General features: G+C 40.2%; 14 protein-coding genes and 1 riboswitch. Of the genes, 9 read left to right on the top strand and 5 right to left on the bottom strand.

The window, feature by feature from the left end:
- Window positions 1-24 precede the first annotated feature (24 nt).
- The 5 genes from L2735_RS04070 to L2735_RS04095 all read left to right on the top strand — a co-directional run bounded on the left by L2735_RS04070 (window position 25) and on the right by L2735_RS04095 (window position 6,659).
- Window positions 25-1,527 (top strand): alkaline phosphatase, encoded by a 1,503-nt coding sequence (locus L2735_RS04070; protein WP_248983485.1) that lies wholly within the window; start codon window positions 25-27, stop codon window positions 1,525-1,527.
- Window positions 1,528-1,719: 192 nt separating this feature from the next.
- Window positions 1,720-2,754, top strand: a complete 1,035-nt coding sequence (locus L2735_RS04075) for a methyltransferase (RefSeq protein WP_248983629.1) — start codon at window positions 1,720-1,722, stop codon at window positions 2,752-2,754.
- A 174-nt stretch (window positions 2,755-2,928) separates the two neighbouring features.
- Complete coding sequence (locus L2735_RS04080; protein WP_248983486.1) at window positions 2,929-4,596, top strand: flagellar assembly protein A; 1,668 nt, start codon at window positions 2,929-2,931, stop codon at window positions 4,594-4,596.
- 356 nt (window positions 4,597-4,952) lie between these two features.
- Complete coding sequence (locus L2735_RS04090) at window positions 4,953-5,426, top strand: DUF4144 family protein (protein WP_248983487.1); 474 nt, start codon at window positions 4,953-4,955, stop codon at window positions 5,424-5,426.
- 102 nt (window positions 5,427-5,528) lie between these two features.
- Window positions 5,529-6,659 carry a site-2 protease family protein gene (locus L2735_RS04095; protein ID WP_248983488.1) on the top strand — a complete coding sequence of 377 codons (1,131 nt, stop codon included), beginning with the start codon at window positions 5,529-5,531 and terminating at the stop codon, window positions 6,657-6,659.
- A gap of 70 nt (window positions 6,660-6,729) precedes the next feature.
- On the opposite strand, the gene L2735_RS04100 is transcribed toward L2735_RS04095, so the two are convergent.
- From L2735_RS04100 to L2735_RS04110, 3 genes are all read right to left on the bottom strand, one after another.
- Window positions 6,730-7,938, bottom strand: a complete 1,209-nt coding sequence (locus tag L2735_RS04100; protein ID WP_248983489.1) for a succinylglutamate desuccinylase/aspartoacylase family protein — start codon at window positions 7,936-7,938, stop codon at window positions 6,730-6,732.
- Between the two features lie 37 nt (window positions 7,939-7,975).
- Window positions 7,976-9,325 carry a lysine-sensitive aspartokinase 3 gene (lysC, locus tag L2735_RS04105; protein ID WP_248983490.1) on the bottom strand — a complete coding sequence of 450 codons (1,350 nt, stop codon included), beginning with the start codon at window positions 9,323-9,325 and terminating at the stop codon, window positions 7,976-7,978.
- 140 nt (window positions 9,326-9,465) lie between these two features.
- Window positions 9,466-9,642, bottom strand: a riboswitch (Lysine riboswitch).
- 527 nt (window positions 9,643-10,169) lie between these two features.
- Entirely contained in the window at window positions 10,170-10,604 is a 435-nt protein-coding gene (locus L2735_RS04110) for a DUF3293 domain-containing protein (RefSeq protein ID WP_248983491.1), read from the bottom strand.
- Window positions 10,605-11,285: 681 nt separating this feature from the next.
- On the opposite strand from L2735_RS04110, the gene arcA reads away from it, so the two are divergent.
- The 3 genes from arcA (at window position 11,286) to L2735_RS04125 (ending at window position 14,973) form a co-directional block, all read left to right on the top strand.
- Entirely contained in the window at window positions 11,286-12,002 is a 717-nt protein-coding gene (gene arcA, locus L2735_RS04115; protein WP_248983492.1) for a two-component system response regulator ArcA, read from the top strand.
- Window positions 12,003-12,260: 258 nt separating this feature from the next.
- Entirely contained in the window at window positions 12,261-13,274 is a 1,014-nt protein-coding gene (locus tag L2735_RS04120) for a sensor domain-containing diguanylate cyclase (protein WP_248983493.1), read from the top strand.
- Window positions 13,275-13,614: 340 nt separating this feature from the next.
- Window positions 13,615-14,973 (top strand): MipA/OmpV family protein, encoded by a 1,359-nt coding sequence (locus L2735_RS04125; protein ID WP_248983494.1) that lies wholly within the window; start codon window positions 13,615-13,617, stop codon window positions 14,971-14,973.
- A gap of 94 nt (window positions 14,974-15,067) precedes the next feature.
- Here the strand turns inward: L2735_RS04125 and L2735_RS04130 are convergent, their stop codons facing one another.
- Both L2735_RS04130 and hldE read right to left on the bottom strand, forming a co-directional pair.
- A complete protein-coding gene (locus L2735_RS04130; RefSeq protein ID WP_248983495.1) occupies window positions 15,068-16,159 on the bottom strand; it encodes a hypothetical protein in 1,092 nt (363 codons plus the stop codon).
- Entirely contained in the window at window positions 16,159-17,589 is a 1,431-nt protein-coding gene (gene hldE, locus L2735_RS04135) for a bifunctional D-glycero-beta-D-manno-heptose-7-phosphate kinase/D-glycero-beta-D-manno-heptose 1-phosphate adenylyltransferase HldE (RefSeq protein WP_248983496.1), read from the bottom strand. Before hldE ends, L2735_RS04130 begins: the two co-directional genes overlap by 1 nt.
- Window positions 17,590-17,693: 104 nt before the next feature.
- On the opposite strand from hldE, the gene L2735_RS04140 reads away from it, so the two are divergent.
- A complete protein-coding gene (locus tag L2735_RS04140) occupies window positions 17,694-18,620 on the top strand; it encodes an LpxL/LpxP family Kdo(2)-lipid IV(A) lauroyl/palmitoleoyl acyltransferase (RefSeq protein WP_248983497.1) in 927 nt (308 codons plus the stop codon).
- The last annotated feature ends 153 nt before the right edge of the window (window positions 18,621-18,773 follow it).

Here is an 18,773-nt window from a genome sequence, read left to right on the forward strand (position 1 = left end):
CCTTTTGTACTTTCAGGATTTACCATGCAAATAAAAATAACACTGAGCCTAATACTCGGGATAACACTGTGCTTTTCGAATAGCAGTTTTGCCAATAATGCATTGGTAGGAAATGAAGCGCCACAAGCAGATCAAACGACTCAACAAATCCAAGTACATGTCTCAAGTGTCTCAGACACTTCTATCATCGAAGCATCAAACCAAGCAGCTAAGTCTGCAAATATTGAGGACGACCCAGCAAGATTGCCAGCCAATATTGTTGCGCCTATAACGAATGTTGCCAGTAAGAAAGTTAAGGTTTCCTCTGCGCCATCCAAACCCAAAAACATGATTATCATGATTGGTGATGGAATGGGCCCCGCTTATACCACCGCATATCGTTACTTTAAAGATAACCCTGACACGGAAGAAATCGAACAAACTGTTTTTGACCGTTTATTAGTTGGCATGGCAAGTACTTATCCCGCTCCAGCAAGTGGTTATGTCACGGATTCAGCAGCGTCAGCGACTGCACTCGCGACAGGTTTTAAGTCCTATAACGGTGCTATTTCTGTCGATTTAGATAAACGTCCGTTAACTACCATTATGGAATTGGCTAAAAAAGTAGGTCTTGCTACTGGTGTTGCTGTGAGTTGCCAAGTTAACCATGCAACGCCTGCGGCATTTCTGGCACATAATGAACATCGTAGAAATTACGTGCAAATTGCGGAAGGTTATTTAGCGTCTGATGCGGACGTGATTTTAGGCGGCGGACAAAAATACTTTTCTGATGCCCTTCTTAGTGAGTTTACCGCCAAAGGCTATCAACATATCACCGAGTTTGAGCAGTTAGACGGCATCACCGAACCTAAAGTATTAGGTTTATTTGCTGACGTTCAACTTCCTTGGGTATTAGACGATCAAGACGGCTATAAACTCAGTACCCTAACCAAAAAGTCGCTTGAGTTGTTATCGCAAAATGAACAAGGCTTTATTTTAATGGTTGAAGGTAGCCTTATTGACTGGGCTGGCCATTCAAATGATATTGCCACAGCGATGGGCGAAATGGACGAGTTTGCCAATGCGATTGAAGTGGTAGAGCAATTTGTTCGCGAGCGTAACGATACCCTGATGGTAGTGACTGCCGATCACAACACTGGCGGACTATCTATTGGTGCACATGGCGAATATGTCTGGAACCCAACGATGCTGCATAACATCAAAGCATCACCGCAAACTATTTCAGAAGAGCTTGTTGCTGTGGATAATTGGCAAGAGCGCTTCAATCAGCTTATTGGCTTTGAAGCCACTACAGAAGAGCTTGCCAGTTTAGATGCCGCCAGAATGCAGGGACAAAAGCAGCTTTATAAATCTATTCTGCATATTATTGATATTCGCACTAATACCGGCTGGACATCTGTCGGACACACGGCATCGGATGTACAAGTATTTGCTGCAGGTCCAGGGTCACGCTTATTCAGTGGTCATCAAGACAATACAGAAATCGCAACTAAAATGATGAGCTTATTACCTAAAGCTTTAAATTAAGTATTCTCAATTAGGTTTATCTGAGTATGAACCTAGACTTAAAAAATATACTAACAAAAGAGCAACTCAAGCTGATTTGAGTTGCTCTTTTTTATTGGCCTGTACCATTGTTTTAGCAACAAGATGAACTGCTCAGCAGTTATTTGCTATAATCCGCCGATACTAATAGCTAAACTCTCTAAGGTCGATTCTGTGCTCACCAATGCATCTCAAGTTCTGCAACGTAACATTCAATTTGTCGAAAACCAGCATGTACTGATTCTAAACCATGAAGCAGATACATTAGCCGTTGAACTGTTAGATGCTGCATCATCTGTGACCGCATTAGCCCTAGACTTGAATCACCATCAGTTATTAGCAAAACAATCCAAGCCTAATCTGCAAAGCTACTTTGGCCATGATTTGCCAAGTGATGCTAACAGGCAAGCTTTCGACACCGCTGTAATTTACTTCCCAAAAGCAAAAGCCCTAGCACCTTACCTGTTTCAGCTTGCCGCAAAGCATTTATCTGTTGGGGGCACCTTAATCGTTATTGGTGAAAATAAAGGTGGAGTTAAGTCATTAGCTAAATTATTACCAAACTATTACTCAACAGCTTTAAAGCGTGACAATGCCCGTCATTGCTTGCTTTTTGTTGCCGAATTAATTCAAACCGCGCCTGAGTTCAACATTAAGGACTGGGTAAGTCAGTATCAGTTAAGCACACCTCAAGGTGATATTACGATTTGTAATCTTGTCGGTGTTTTCAGCGAGAAGAAACTTGATCAAGGTACTGAGTTATTACTATCCCACCTACCAGAGCTAACTGGCAGAGTGCTTGATTTTGGTTGTGGAGCGGGTGTTATCAGCGCAGCAATGCTTAAAGCTAACCCAAGCTTGAATATTGATTGTATTGATATAAATGCAATGGCATTAAAAGCCTGCGAGCTAACTCTTGCCGCGAATAATATGGCAGCTAACGTTTATGCTTCTGATGGATTTAAACAAATATCAGGTAAATTTGATGGCATTATTTCAAATCCACCATTTCATGACGGTTTAGCGACCACCACTCAAATAGCCAAAGACTTTGTAAAATCTAGTGCTAACAGCCTGACAAATAATGGGGTATGGCAAATCGTCGCCAATAGAAACCTGCCTTATGCTGACACAATCGCCGCAGAATTTGGTCAGGTGAACGTTCCAGCTGAAAACAATAAGTACAAGTTATACTTTTTCCATAACTAACAAAGTATTAATACTTGATGAGCTTCATCACGCAATCAGTCGATTAGATCTGAAACAACAAAAATTGACTAGTTTTTATCATAAAAAACCGCTACATTTTGTTGGTTAATAATAAGAATCGCCAATAAGGCGCATTGGTCAAACTAAATAATGGCCATGATAATAAGGGATTTTATGTTGGATTGGGGTTTAGCAGTTTTTAACGAAAATCAAACTCAAGTTGAGTTTCGTGTTATTCCAAATACTCATGGACCGGTATCGGAAGATGATGTCAGCAAACTGCTTACACAACCCGAATTTGCAATGCTGCGCCCCTTACAGCACAACATTCATAAAGCCGTCGCAGAAATTAACGCACTCAGTGGCCAAGATAATGGTAAGCATGAGCTGTATTTTATCATCGCTGAGCGAGCTGACGGCAAAGTCACCGTTGAAATAAGTGAAGATAAAATGTCAGCCTCCATGACATTAGAATCTGCTTGGGGTGGCAAAGATCCTTCACTTCCCATGATCCTCAATGCCCTTAAATCCCATAAAGTAAAAATGGGCTTAAGCAAACCCAAAATCCAATCCTTGATTCAGCAATTAGCAACGTTACCTCCTGGTGAAAGCTGCCAAAGCCCCATCGCTATAGGTAAATTGCCGATTAACGGTATTAATGCGACCTTAAGCCGCAAAGTGCCTCTTGCACGCGAGCGCTTATTGCAACCACAAGAGCGTGAAGATGGCTCTGTAGATATGCGCAACCTAGGCGCGATGATCATGGTGAAACCTGGCGACGTACTGATGGTTAAAACTCCTGCAACCTCTGGTACCGCCGGTTATAATGTTCACGGCGATGCCATTTTGCAGGTTGAAGGAAAAGATCTGTCTATGCAGGCAGGTAATGGCACAGAACTCTCTGCAGACGACCCTTATCAGCTCATCGCCACAGTTGCCGGCCAACCAGTCGAAAATAGCAAAGGCATGCAGGTCGATGATGTCTTACAAATCAAAGATGTTGATGTTAAATATGGTCATGTTGATTTTGAGGGCAGTATTTTAATCACAGGTGATGTCCATGAAGGCATGCAAGTTAAAAGCAGTGGCGATATTACCGTCATGGGGTTTGTTGAATCAGCTACCCTTGAAGCAGAAGGTGATGTCATTGTCAGCAGAGGCATTATCGGCAGACAAATAAAAGAGCATGAACTCAGTAATCACATCACTGCTAAAGGGCAAATTTGTGCTCAGTTTGTACAGTACTCAAACCTAACAGCCCATAGTGATATTTTAGTCACCAAACAGCTTCTCCATAGTCACTCTCAATCCGATAATGTCATTACTGTCAGCGATCCCAATGCTAAACGAGGCGATCTTGTTGGAGGACGAGCAACGGCTAGAAAAGGCATCAAAGCTGTCGCTTTTGGCGCAACAGCAGGCACTAAAACTGAGCTCTATTGTGCTATGCACCAAGCAGAGTTGAGAGCAGAAGTGAAAACTTGTGATGCAAAAGCAAAACAATTAGTGGTGGCAGGTCTCGACATCGAAGCAAGGTTAAGAAAGCTGCCTCCTAAAACAGAGTGGCAAACTGATGCAGGGATGATAGAACAAGTTAAAATGATGCTTGATGAGAAGAAAGAAGTAGCTAACAATCGCGCTAAAGCAGAGTCCGAGTGTAAGCAACTGCAACAAGAAGCCGAAGGTTATTACATCAAGAACTTTATCCAAGCTGAAAAGCATATTTTTGCCAATGTTGAAATTCATATCGGCCCGGCTCAAAATCGCACACAAAGAGAACATGGCCCCTGCCATATTAAAAACCTTCACAATGAAATCAGTTTTGATTACGGTAGTCACTAGGGCCTGTTGATCTTTCAAGGTTGTTTTTACAGCGAATTGTTGGCCATTTATACAAGACAGAGACCTTGTAGTGTAGTTATTCTACATAAAAAGTCGATAACGCAGTAAAACTGGCCAACAAACGCTGCCCAAAGGGTTCGACTAAAAGCATTTTACTCTTTGTTGGATGAATTTTGCTTAGATGACTAGGCATCAACCCATCCGCCTCAATTAAAACGCTTTTATTTCGAACAAAACTTAACCAGCAAAGATCAACAGACCCTAGCAGCAAAAGTTAACTGGTGATGTTTTACATTCAAGTGACTTAACTCAAGCGATTTGATACTCGTATATTAAATTTAGAAGTGATGGTTTCCATGCAGACAATTTGTTGGCCAGTAATTATAAAGCAACAACACAGTGAAGAACTGATTTACTTAGCCAGTGATAGAGACTGGCTAGAGTATTGTTGCTTACAGCCGCACATTGCTAACTCTCTCGACAAATTATTAGACAGCGCTGGGGCAACATTTGATATTGTTATCGAGCCGCAGCCCCTGTCGGTTCGGTCATCGCAACCAGCCTCTGAGCCATCAGCCTCTGAGCCATCAGCCTCTGTTCAATCAACACAAGTACCGTCAACTCAAGCGCCATCAACCTCAACACAATCGGACCAAGCGACAGCTGACTTACCTCAGCTTAAAGAAAGTCTACAACCTATCGACTTAGTCAGCTTTATTCATTATGTACGAGAACATGCCGTGTTGAACGGACATTGCTGCAGTACAAAATTAGTCTTTAGTAATATCAAGCAAGGGATCGAAACAGTCGAATATCTTGAGTCTAATTAGCTTGAGTCACCTTTGGCTATCAGGCAAAATGCCAAATGTTTTACCACCTGATTGCTATCGCAAAATTAATCCTCCAAAACCAACAATGGAACAGCTAAATATATGGAACTGCTGAATATAGAATGCCTTGGCAAACGTTTACGATTAGAAGGCTCTATGGCGGGTTGGCAGCAACTATATTGGGACAACCAATTAGTTTCACAAAAGTCTGCTTCTGTGGATAACCAAGCCTTTAATATCCACGAATTTGAATTATCACGACCAGCCTCGTTGGAGCCCTCAACTACTGACGCGGTTATAACAGAAGCGAGTAGGAAAGTGATTAAAGTGCGCTTAGAGGCCGATGTTCAGTGGCAACCATTTTTAATCAATTACGTGGCACTCGTTGATAATGAGACAGTTGCTGAAGGGCAACGAAATACTAAAGATATCGAACAACAAGTCCCTGAAGTTGCCCCTGTCAAAACGCAAAAATTCAGCATGATAGGCCTAGCCTCATTGGGCTTTAAATTACTTAAAAGTGCCAAGGTGATTAAAGCGATGTTGGCTGCTGCCAGTGTTGCTGCCTATTCATGGTTGTTTTCTATAGAATTTGCATTGGCGTTGATTGCTTGCTTGGTTATTCATGAATATGGCCATATCAAAGCGATGAAACACTTTGGAATGAAAACCAAAGGCATATACCTCATACCTTTTATGGGGGGATTAGCAGTCAGTGATGAAAGAATAAATACCCGCTGGCAAAATGTCGTCATCTCCATCATGGGGCCAACATTTGGATTGTTTATGTCCATTGGCTGTATGGTGGCGTATTGGATAACTGGTAATATCTTTTTTGCAGGTCTCGCCAGCTTTAACGCCTTATTAAACCTGTTTAACCTACTCCCAATACTCCCCTTAGATGGCGGACACATCCTTAAAAGTATCACTTTCTCAATGAACAGCATGGTCGGGCTTATTGCCTGTATTGCAGGAGCTGCTGTTGGAGTATTTATCAGTTACAGTTTGGGATTAGCTTTATTGGGCTTTTTACTGTTAATCGGTAGTCTTGAGATAGTGTTCGAGTGGAAAACTCGTCATCAAAGCCACCTATTACCTTTAGATAGATACGGTCAGATTTTCTCAACCATTTGGTACTTTTTAACCGTCGCTATTTTGATTGGTATAATCTGGTACTTTGCAGGCTCTGGCGATGACATGCTAGCCATGCCACTAGAGATCCTTAAAAGCTAATTAATGCTTAAGTAAGAAAGACCATATTAGTGTTTTGAGTTTTAACTGATTAAATAAAGCTCTATATTTGTTAAAGCTCAAACACTTCTGTCATCACTTTATAAAGCTCTGTTCCCTGGTGTACCGATGCTGATGCAAAGTGTAAAACAGGCACACAGTCACAAGGTAGGCTTACCGGCTCCAAAGCTTGTTTAGATCCATATTGATCAAGCCTTAACAGCGTAACCAGTGGCTCACCTGCAGCCAAGGGTTTACCCACTTCAGCGCAATATTCAACTAAGCCAGCTTTGGTCGCATGAAACTTCTTGTAATTGGCTAAAAAGCAGCCCCAACGAGGCATTTCAGCAGGTTGAACTTTCTCTTTTATCACTCCACGGTGACTCAAATACGCTAGAATTCCTAGCGCATCTTCTTTTGCATCCGCCATATCAATGCGTTCTTGGCTAGCAAGTTCCAATGTAAATGCAGCAACAGGCACACTGAATTCACGACCTTGCGCAGCACAATATTGCTGCAGTTGCCACCAAGGATAAAAAGCTGCTTCATCCATCGCGCCGCCAAATTCATTTGGGATAATCAATGAAAATGGTATTGAGAAGAAGCGAGCTGATTCAATATCATATTCTGGGCAGTAAAGATGTTTCGCTGACTTTGGCCCTGTGTGTAAGTCCAACACAATGTCAGCCTCATGAGCCATTGATTGAAGAGTTACTGCTAACTGGTGGCCAGTGCTTATTCCCCAAGAATTATTCAATCTTTCTTGGCAACTAGTCAGTAACCGTTGTCGAAAGGCGCTAAAAAGCTCAGCATCAGAAAGCTGCTTATTAGATTCAAACCACTTGGGAATATCAGCCACGATAGCAGCATGTTCATAGTATTCACGGTTCCAATTAACCCCTGTAATAGGATCAAATCGACCTAAAGTGAACTCACCACTTTTCTGATTGATACCTAATGGATTCGCTAAAGGAACACAGTGAATATCACCTAGCACAGTATAATCTTCTAATAAGGTCATCAACTGATAAATGACAGCATTGCCCTGCACTTCAGCTCCATGAACATTGGCTTGAATATAAACAGAGGCAGCTGCGCGACTATTTCCGCAATTATCTCCACGATTAGCCCCGCTATGACTTCCAGCCTTTTTATCAGTGCCATTATCAGCATCGCACCCTTTAAAAGTATACACAGGCGCAGTTAATGCCTGACCTGTTGCTAACTCACCTAAGGTTACTCTTGACACTAACGCTTTAGAAGTAGGGCTTGCTGCTGTCATTTATTAGCCTTAATGCTTTAAATCAACTGGGTTAAATTTATTCAAACAGGTTTTGATGTAATGAATTTACCACATCAGCAGCTTCAGATTCTGCCACCAAAACACATAAATTGTGTGGACTCGCGCCCTGACAAATCATACGTACGTTATGATTTTCCAATACAGAAAAGACGCGGCTACAAATACCTGCAGTTGAGGCAATTTTATTACCAATAATAGCAACCAAGGCAAGTTTATCTTCCACTCTTACACGGCAGTGTTGGGATAACTCTTGTAATAGTGATTCACTTAATAAACCCTGACCGCTTGAGTCTGAACCCGTTTTATCCAGTGTAAGCGATACGTTTACTTCTGAAGTGGTGATTAAATCTACTGAGATTTTGTGTTTAGCTAATGTCGCGAAAGTTTCAGCTAAAAAACCTTGAGCATGTAACATCTGCAGACTATGTAAATTCAGTAAGGTTTGATCTCGTCTTAGTGCCACGGCGCGAAAAACCGGAACTTGTTCAACTTGATGACGGATCCAAGTTCCACCTTGCTCTGGTGCTTTACTAGAGCCAACAAACACCTGAATTTTTTGACGAACAGCAGGTAAAATGGTTGCAGGGTGCAAGACTTTAGCGCCGAATGTCGCCATTTCAGCCGCTTCATTAAAGCTAATTTCAGGGATAGGTCTCGCGTTAGGAGCTAAACGCGGATCGGTGGTATAGATCCCAGCAACATCTGTCCAAATTTCAACTGCATCCGCTTTTAATGCTTCAGCTAATAACGCTGCAGAGTAATCACTACCACCACGTCCTAGGGTTGTAGTATTGCCTTCACTGTCAGCACCTATAAAACCTTGAGTCACGATAACTTGCGAACTAAGCAATGGCGCTAAGTGCTCGGCTCCCAAGGTTGCAATTAGCTCAATTTGAGGTTCTGCGCGACCAAAGTGGCTATCTGTTCTTAGAACTTGTCTAACATCAAATGCACTTGAAGGTGTACCTTTTTGACGAATAACTGCAGAGAATAATAACGAAGAGCATTGCTCGCCCATGGATAACAGCTCATCGATGATAGCTTTACCTCTATCAAGAACTAACGCATCACTTAATACTGACATGCGACTTAACAGTTTATCGATTGTGGCAGCGACATCTTGCGGACGTTCGAGCTTATCTACGATGTCGTATTGCACTTGGGCAATTTGAGTCAATAAAGCCATGCGACGTTGATCGTTCACATTAGCTTGAGTCAGTTCAACTAACAGGTTAGTCACACCACTTGAAGCACTCACGACAACAACACGGGTATTTGGATTAGCAAGAATGATATCTGCGCAGCGATTCATCGCCGCAAAGTCAGCCACAGATGTACCACCAAATTTAGCTACAACTAAACTCATGACAACACCTCAACGACAGGCTGATCAGAAAAAACACATTGAATAACAAGATTTAAAAACATGATTACACTCCGAACTTACTTCGTTCGAAGAGCCTGGTGCAGTGATAACGCACCCTTAAAGAAGGGAAACAGCAATCTTTCACCAGAAGCTCTCCACCAATTAATAGGTGACAATCGTTAGGATTCAGCCTAATCGACCGATATGAAGTAAAACCAATCACTTCGAATATCTCGGCGCTAATCTCCCTCATAAGTCATCAACGGAATTGGTTTTCCTGAAACTTACTACCTAGCTAACGCTCCTCTTCTGTTTCCTCCCTAGAGAAGAAATTGAAAAATACCAATAAATACCTACCTAAGTCAATTTAGAAGTGTAATAAATTTACCAAATAACAGAATGTGTAGAATAAGACACTTAAAAGGTAATCGATACTTAAGCTTATATTTAATCGAAAATTAAGAATAAACTGATTAATTTCAGTAACAAAGGCAGGAGTAAAAAACAATTTTAAAGCAATAAGTGCATGAGTAATGCAAAATTAGAAATATAAAACACTCAGTAATACTGATTACGTTTAAGAAAACCTCATTATACGTAAACGTTCAATGAAAGGTTGAATGGCAAACAATATCAAGAGTCAGTCTAATCAGATAACATGCCAGTCAGATAGCTAGTCAGAATAAAAGCTCACTTCCCTACCGCCTGTTTCATATCAATTCAGTATTTGAATAAACAGCAAGTCTAAGATTAGAATAAAACTCTAATACTCTTTAAAACTCGTAAACTAACAGCAGGGTTGAGCGATACTTTTTACTTATCCTAACTAAGAATTAACCTTGGGTTAATCGTGCAGGTCTGGCAGCTCATTAACCACTTGTGTTCTCGCGACAAAGTCACCAATCATCACTTCAGGATCTGGCGCATCTCCACAAGCGACTAAAGACAATAAACCTTCATTGACGTAATAAATGGCATGCTGTTTAAATTCACGTCCTAATTCTAGTGCTTGTTGCTTATCAATAAATATTGCCCAGCTTTTTTCCATATGGGATAAATCAGGAGCTGCACCGATTAAAGAACGATAAGGACTGTTATATTGTTCGATTTTTCGCTGTAACCTTCGATCAAGCAATCGATTTTGACAAGGTGTTAGTACATTCCCGAGAGGGTTGTGTGCGGTGACAATGGCGAAAGGAATATCATTAGATAACCGCTGCGTCAGTAAAAATTGTGTCCCTTGATACTTGTGCCAAAGGCTATCAATTAAATTATCCATTCTTTAATATTCTCTATAAAACCCAGTTAAGTCTATCAAACCCTTGGGAACGACAATAGCCCATGTGACTTAAGTCACAAGAACAATAATTATATTAACAAACAAAATCAACATCTTACATCACAAATCAATTTTGTAACAATTCTAGCAAGTAAATTTGTTAACATTTCATTTGTTAACAAATGCCTAAAACGAGTACAATAATCAACACTAGCTAGATTTTGCTACATAACTATAAGCTATGATACAAGCTACTACATTAATCGGTACAATTTTGAGCCATTAATAATTCAAGCTTGAATATTTTGTTCTACATTTAAGATGATATAAATATAGAACAATATTAAATTGCCAAGGAACTTTTATGAGCAATTTAATCTCATAGTGTAATGAATCTTTGTTTTAATAGATCTTTCGACTGATTGTTAATGAGTTAATACTCAACATACAATGAGAAGATTGATTTTTTATGACCACATTAATGTCACGAATATCTCATTTAGTAATGTAATAAGCTGAGTGCATATAATGTAGCTAGTCATGAAGCGTGTTTTGTTCAGGGCAGACATAGATAAACACCTATCGTGAAATATATAATTATCGGCGTTTCATTAATAAACAGCGCCACAGCCCTAGTGCAACATGACTAGAATCGAATTGTTTTTAATTTAGGTAAATAACATGCAAAACCCACACATTCTTATTGTTGAAGATGAAGCTGTAACCCGTAATACGCTGCGTAGTATTTTTGAAGCAGAAGGGTATGTAGTAACTGAAGCAAACGATGGCGCTGAAATGCACAAAGCCATGCAGGATAATAAGATTAATCTTGTTGTTATGGATATCAATCTTCCTGGTAAAAACGGTTTACTGTTAGCTCGTGAGCTTCGCGAAATTAACAACATCGGCCTTATCTTCTTAACTGGTCGTGATAACGAAGTTGACAAAATTCTTGGCCTTGAAATTGGTGCTGATGACTACATCACTAAGCCATTCAATCCACGTGAATTAACTATTCGTGCTCGTAACCTGTTAACTCGTGTGAACAGCACTGGTGCAGAAATTGAAGAAAAAGGTTCTGTAGAGTTCTACCGTTTCAACGGTTGGAGTTTAGAAATCAATAGCCGTTCTTTAGTAAGCCCACAAGGTGAGTCTTACAAGCTTCCACGTAGTGAATTCCGTGCAATGCTTCACTTTGTAGAAAACCCAGGTAAAATCTTAACTCGTGCAGACTTGTTAATGAAGATGACGGGTCGTGAGCTTAAGCCACATGACCGTACTGTTGACGTAACGATTCGTCGCATCCGTAAGCATTTCGAAAGCTTACCTGATACGCCAGAAATCATCGCGACTATTCACGGTGAAGGCTATCGTTTTTGCGGTAACTTAGAAGACTAATTTCACCTAGGCGGAAATTAAAAAAGCCAAGTCGATGACTTGGCTTTTTTATTGTTTGTAATTCAATAACAAGCTGAGAATTTGTTAGTTTATAAACTCAAACGGCATAATCAAGATACTTGAAAGTTTTCATTAGCTTTATAGAATAAATAAAATATTGAGCTTAATACGATTAGAGTTAAGTGTTTTGACAATTGACTAATTAGTCTAAAAACCGTACAAATACTAATTCACCTCACCCACGGATGAATAGCTAACATGAATACCTTCGCTTCACAAATTGAAGCGCTCACAGCCCAAGTTGAGCAGCTAAAAAGACAAAATGAAGCGTTAAAACAGAAAAATATTTTTGTTCAACAACAACTATCAGCAGCCTTAGATGGCACAGGGTTATGTGTATGGGAGCAACATATCCCCAGTGGAGATCTCACAATTTACAATCAAGAGTGGGGAACCCTACTAGGCTATACTCGTGAAGAATTAGCCGCCAATATCGAAAGCTGGAAAGGTAACCTTCATCCAGAAGATAAAGACTGGGTGATTAAAGCATTTGAAGATCACATCAACGGTAAAGAAGAAGTTTATCAAGCCGTACACAGAATGATCCATAAAGATGGCACAACTAGCTGGGTATCTGATCGAGGTAGGATTGTAGAATATTCTGAAGATGGATCACCATTAAGAATTATGGGGACTCATATTGATATTACCCAAGAGAAACGTTACCAATTAGATTTAGCTCGACTAGCTCATAGCGATCCCTTGACCGATTTGTTAAATCGAAAAGCAATCAAATTAGCTTTTGAAGATTTACTTAAAGACCCAGATTTCAGTTCGGGCACATTACTATTTATCGATATTGATGACTTTAAATTAATTAATGATCGCTATGGGCATCGTTTTGGTGATCTAGCTTTAATTGATATTAGCAAAACATTACAAAAATATTCTACTGCCATACTAAATAATCAACAGGTTAGCATCGCAAGAATTGGCGGGGACGAATTTATTATATTAACCAATTCCGCTGATAACCAAGTTATCTGTGCTTTAGCAGAAAACTTAGTTGATCACTTTAAAAAACAACACACTATCGAAGACAAAATTGTATCTATAGGACTAAGTATTGGGATCCGCAACTTCAATCGTCATGATCATTTCTTAAAAATATGTGAGCAGGCAGATAATGCGATGTATGCCATCAAACAAGCAGGAAAACATAACTACTCTTTCTGGCAACAACCTAAATCCATTTCTCAAATCACTGGTTAAGTATTCTGTTTTTGCATAAAAAGTTAACAAGCTGCTTTAAAAATCATCAGCTTTGACTTCAATCAAAAAATGCCATGCTATAATCCCTTCAAAGCAATTATACCCCCTTAAACTTCTGTGGTTTAACTTAACAAACATTTGTTAATTTATACCAATCAGCATAAGAATGTGATCATTCTTACTGGTTAAAATCGTTTATAACTTCGTTAGAAATTTTGTAGGTAGAGCAACTAGCTAGCTACAATTTCTGCCTTGTTCTAAGCGATTTTTCCTACGCAATATCTGATCACTTATTTATCCCGATTGGTATTAACCCTATTCATTACTGGTCATTAATACTATGTCTCGATATTCACGCTGCATTCCCTTTTTCTTGTGCTTTAGTCCGTTAACCGTTAGCGCTAGTGAAAATATCGAGGTAGAACCTTTGGCTGTTAGCAAACCAGAAGCTGAACAACAAAGTAGCGAAACAGTTGAATACTTCCCAACTAAATGGGGAGTCGGCATTGGCACCCGACGTGCAGATATTCCCTATGCAACAGAAGATGATGTGGTATCTGATGTTATTCCATTGATTGAATTTGAAAATAATTACTTCTTTTTAGATGGTTTAGAAGGTGGTATTCATTTATGGAAAAATGATGAGCACCAAGTGAATATTTACAGTCGATTTCGATTTGTGGACATACCACAAGAATATCAAAATGAAACTCAATCTGATGCATTTGATTTTGGTGTGCAATATCGATTTCAGAAAGATGGTTTAGAAGCCGATGCCGCTTTTATGAGCGATGGTAATAAACGCTATTACGGTTATACCCGAACTCAATATCATTATACTGCAGGCGATTGGCAACTTAACCCTTTTGCTGAATTTCAGTGGAAAAGCGATGGTTTTAATGAGCATTATTATGGGTTAGACCAAATCGATCCTGGGGCAGGGCTCGCCTTTTCTGCAGGACTCAATACCCGCTACCACCTAGCCAGTAACTTATACCTATTAGCCAACTTCGGCGTAACTCGTCTTGAGGATGATATTTACGATTTACCCACCATAGAAAACCAATACCAATTTGAATCTTTCTTTGGTTTTGGCTTCTATCCAGATGCTAAGCGTCCTAACACTAACCCTATACCGAAAGAAAGTGGTGAGTTTTTAAGGGTCGCTCATGGCTGGGCAACCCCTTCAAATCTGAATGATATTTTAACTGGTAATGCCAAAGGGGATCGCTATAACAATCAACTCACTTCACTGTTTTATGGTATTCCATTAGCCGATAGCCTATTTACACTGCCTATTGATTTGTACTTTACTGCCGGTGGTATTTGGCACCATGACTCTGAGGTTCAGGATAATTTAGCTGAAGGCGTCATTGGCGTAAAAGCTTTTTACACACTTGATCTTGGCTGGCGTTTTCGAATTGGTGTCGCTGAAGGATTATCTTATGTTTCCGATATCACTTATATTGAAGGAAGTGAATTAGATGAAAAAGATTACCGCCCATCAAAGTTACTCAACTATTTAGACTTTTCATTTGATGTGAACATTGGCGATGTATTTAATTATGCCCCACTTAGTAATGCATGGCTGGGATACAGTATTCATCATCGTTCAGGTATTTTTGAAAAAAGTTCGGCTTTTGGACGTATTAAAGGTGGCAGTAACTACAATACAGTTTATGTGCAATGGCACTTTTAGCGATATTGCTTTCTCTTATTAAGCTATTTTATAGGCCGTCATAATTTAAGTCGCTCTAATTTAAGCTCTTAAATTACCCCCCTAAACAAAGCGGTCATTCAGCATTAATCTTCGTAACCGCCTCTGAAAATTGCTGAGTAAGCCATTGCTCAGCAACCTCCTCTCCCATCAATATGGTTAATGTAGGCCGTAATATTTCAATTAAACGAGACTGACGCCAAAACATATAACGCGGTAAAGGTTGCATAGCGCTATGGTTAAATGTGCGCTTTATAAGGCTGGATATTTCCATCATTTCCTCAGCGTATATCGATGGGATCTGCGGATAAACTTCAACGACAAAGTCACTGTATTGCTCAAATTCAACCATATCCTCAACTTGATAATGAGTCAGTAGCCACAGTAGTTGTGGCGAGCTCCAGTGGCTGATATTGTCATTATGATTTATTATCGCCATATTCCGCCGATGCAGTTGCTGCCAAGCTAATACTAAATCATTGTGTTGGTGAGCTAATCGCCAAGCAAGATAGATATCAGCAAGCCACTCATGCTCATAAGGACTTAAATTTTTAGGTAAGCCAATACCTTGTTGAGCGATGTTTTCTAAATGACCGATTTCATGCCATAAAGTCAGATTTGATTGCTGTGAGAGGTCTAATTGATAAGTTTGCCCATTAATAGCGACGATTTGATGCGTCAATGGCAAGCTATTATTCACAATAATCATGCCCGCAATATATTCGTCTTTAACTGGTAGAACGACTGCGCTTTTTAAACCTAGACCACTATTAATTAATACATAATTTGGGAGCTGAATTGCGACTTCATTAGGTAAGTGCAATAGACATTGTTCATAGTCACTGATTGAGCAAATCACCGCACTTTTACTCGCAACTGGCTGTAGAATAAATGCACTTATTGAAGGTTCTAAAGACTGCACTAAACTAGAGGGGTCTACAATAGAGGAAGCTACACTTGGTAAGTAATGAGATGCTAATGCCTCATTGAGGCTGTTTTTAGCACTTAAGCTGTTAGAGTTTGAGTGATTAGAATTTGAGCGTTTAGAATTTAAGTTAGCTGAATCGCTAGTATTAGCAGAGTCAATTGAAATAAGGTCAGCGTTAGCCACGACTAGTGAGCTAACGCTAACGGCACTGATAAAGAGTAACAGTGCCAGTATTTGCACTACTTTTTAGCCATAATATTTTCAATTATCGCCGTGGTTGAAACACCGTCTTCGAAACCAAGGATTTCTACGGTGCCACCAGCAGCAATCACTTCAGCGCCACCTGCAACTTCTTCAGCTTTATAATCGCCACCTTTAACAAGCGAGTCAGGCAATAAGCGACTAATCACACGTTGCGGCGTATCTTCGCTAAAAGGAATCACCCAATCAACAGAGGCTAGACCCGCTAAAACTGCCATACGGCGGTCTTCTTGATTTACTGGTCTACCTTCACCTTTCAAACGTTTTACAGAGGCATCATCATTTACAGCAACAATTAAACGGTCGCCTAAGGCTTTAGCTTGTTGTAAATAGCTCACATGGCCTGCATGTAAAATATCGAAACAGCCATTCGTCATGACCACTTTCTCGCCGCGTAAACGAGCTTGCTCTAATGCGTAAGCAAGTTGATCTTCACTCACAACGCCAAATCCAGACTCTCCTTGATTCAAGGCTAATGCTTCAATTAATTCTATACGGCTAACCGTTGCAGTACCTAACTTAGCCACTGCGACTCCCGCTGCTATATTCGCGATTGAACATGCTTGTGCCATCGAGCTGCCCGCAGCAATTGAAGTCGCAATTGCTGAAATCACAGTATCACCTGCACCCGTTACGTCGTAAACCTCACGAGCCATAGTTGGAATATGAAGTAGCTCTTCATCTCGGCTAATTAATGTCATGCCCTTTTCTGAGCGAGTGACTAATATAGCTTCAAAACCATGTTCTTCAATAAGCAGCTTAGCTTTTTTGATTAGATCCGCTTCATCGGCCACAGTTCCCACAACTGTTTCAAATTCACTCATATTTGGCGTCAATAAAGATGCACCACGGTACTTGGCAAAATCAGTCCCTTTCGGATCAACTAATACCGTCACACCTTTAGCACGGGCTTTAGTAATAAATTCAATTGGAGAATGAATAGCGCCTTTAGCATAATCAGACAATACCAATACATCGACATCATTTAATAAGGGTTCACTAATAGTAAAAAGGTTCTCACTATCAACTTTCTCGTATTTCTCTTCAAAATCTAAACGGATTAATTGCTGATTGCGGGAAAATACCCGTAACTTAGTAATCGTTGGCTTTTCATTAACGGTTAACCAACAAGGTTCAACGTTCTGGGCTTGAACCCCTAGGGTTAATGCCTGTGCAGTTTCATCAGCGCCTACAATACCTGCGAGTTGGGCTTGACCACCTAAAGCTGCGATGTTTAATGCAACGTTAGCCGCACCACCAGGGCGATCTTCTATTTCATTAATATTCACTACAGGCACTGGTGCTTCAGGCGAAATACGACCCGTTGGGCCAACCCAATAACGGTCAAGCATGACATCGCCAACAACCAGGACACGAGCTTTTTCGAATGCAGGGAGAGAGACCTTCATAGTAAACTTTTTCTTTTTGCTGACATTAAACCGTGATTGTACCTAATTTTGTTATAAAATTAAGTTAGAATAGCAACTAATTTTTAATTTAGGGTGAGTGACACGTGGTAGAAAAAGCGCAATTTAGTTCTCATTTATTACATCCAAAACATTGGCCATTATGGCTAGGCGTTGGTTTGATGAGACTTACCCAATTATTACCATTACGTTGGCAGATGATAATGGGGGCTGGGCTTGGACGTTTAGTCCTTAAGTTTGCTAAAAGTCGAAAACATACAGCAAATCGAAATCTAGCGTTATGCTTCCCTGAAATGCCTGTTCAAGAAAGAGAAGCGCTGCTAAAGCGTAACTTTGAAGAAACTGGCAAAGCGATATTCGATACTATCAACGCTTGGTGGTGGTCAAACGATAAAGTGCAACGTCACATGACGATGAAAGGCGATCAACACGTCACTGATACGCTAAATAGTGGTCATGGAGTTATTTTATTTGCAGTGCACTGTCTGCCACTTGAAATGGGCGCGAGAATGTTTGGCCAATTTCAACCAGGGATAGGAGTATATCGTCCACACAATAACCCTGTCATGGAATACCTACAAGTCAATGGTCGCCTGCGTTCTAATAAAGGTTTAGTGCCAAAACGTGATATCCGAAATATGGTAAGAAGCCTTAGAAATCCGGATGTTATTTGGTATACAGCAGATCAAGATTTTGGTCGCTCTAGCGCGGTATTTATTCCTCTGTATGCCGTACCAGATGCCGCAACGATTACAGGCGCAACAACGTTGGCGAAACTAGGACGAGCGAAAGTGTTACCTTTCTTTGTCGAACGTAATAGCAAAGACAGTGGTTACCATATGGAGATAATGCCACCACTGGATAACTTCCCTGGTGAGGATGAATTAGCAGATGCTATCCGCGGTAATAAAATTATTGAAAACATCATTGATAGGAATAGAAACCAATATATGTGGCTCCATAGACGATTTAAAACTCGTCCCACAAAGGAAACTCCGTCTCTTTATAAATGATACTGATTTTAGTATGAACATTTTACATTCTCAGTATAGTTGAGAGCTGTAGCGAAAGGTGACTGTTTAGGGTGACCTTTTACACTCAATTGAGAAAACGCTAATAAACTAATCTCTCAGCTTGAAATCAGATAAAAAATGATCAACGATGCC

The sequence above is a fragment of the Shewanella olleyana genome, assembly GCF_023283825.1.
In the GTDB taxonomy this organism is placed as follows: domain Bacteria; phylum Pseudomonadota; class Gammaproteobacteria; order Enterobacterales; family Shewanellaceae; genus Shewanella; species Shewanella olleyana.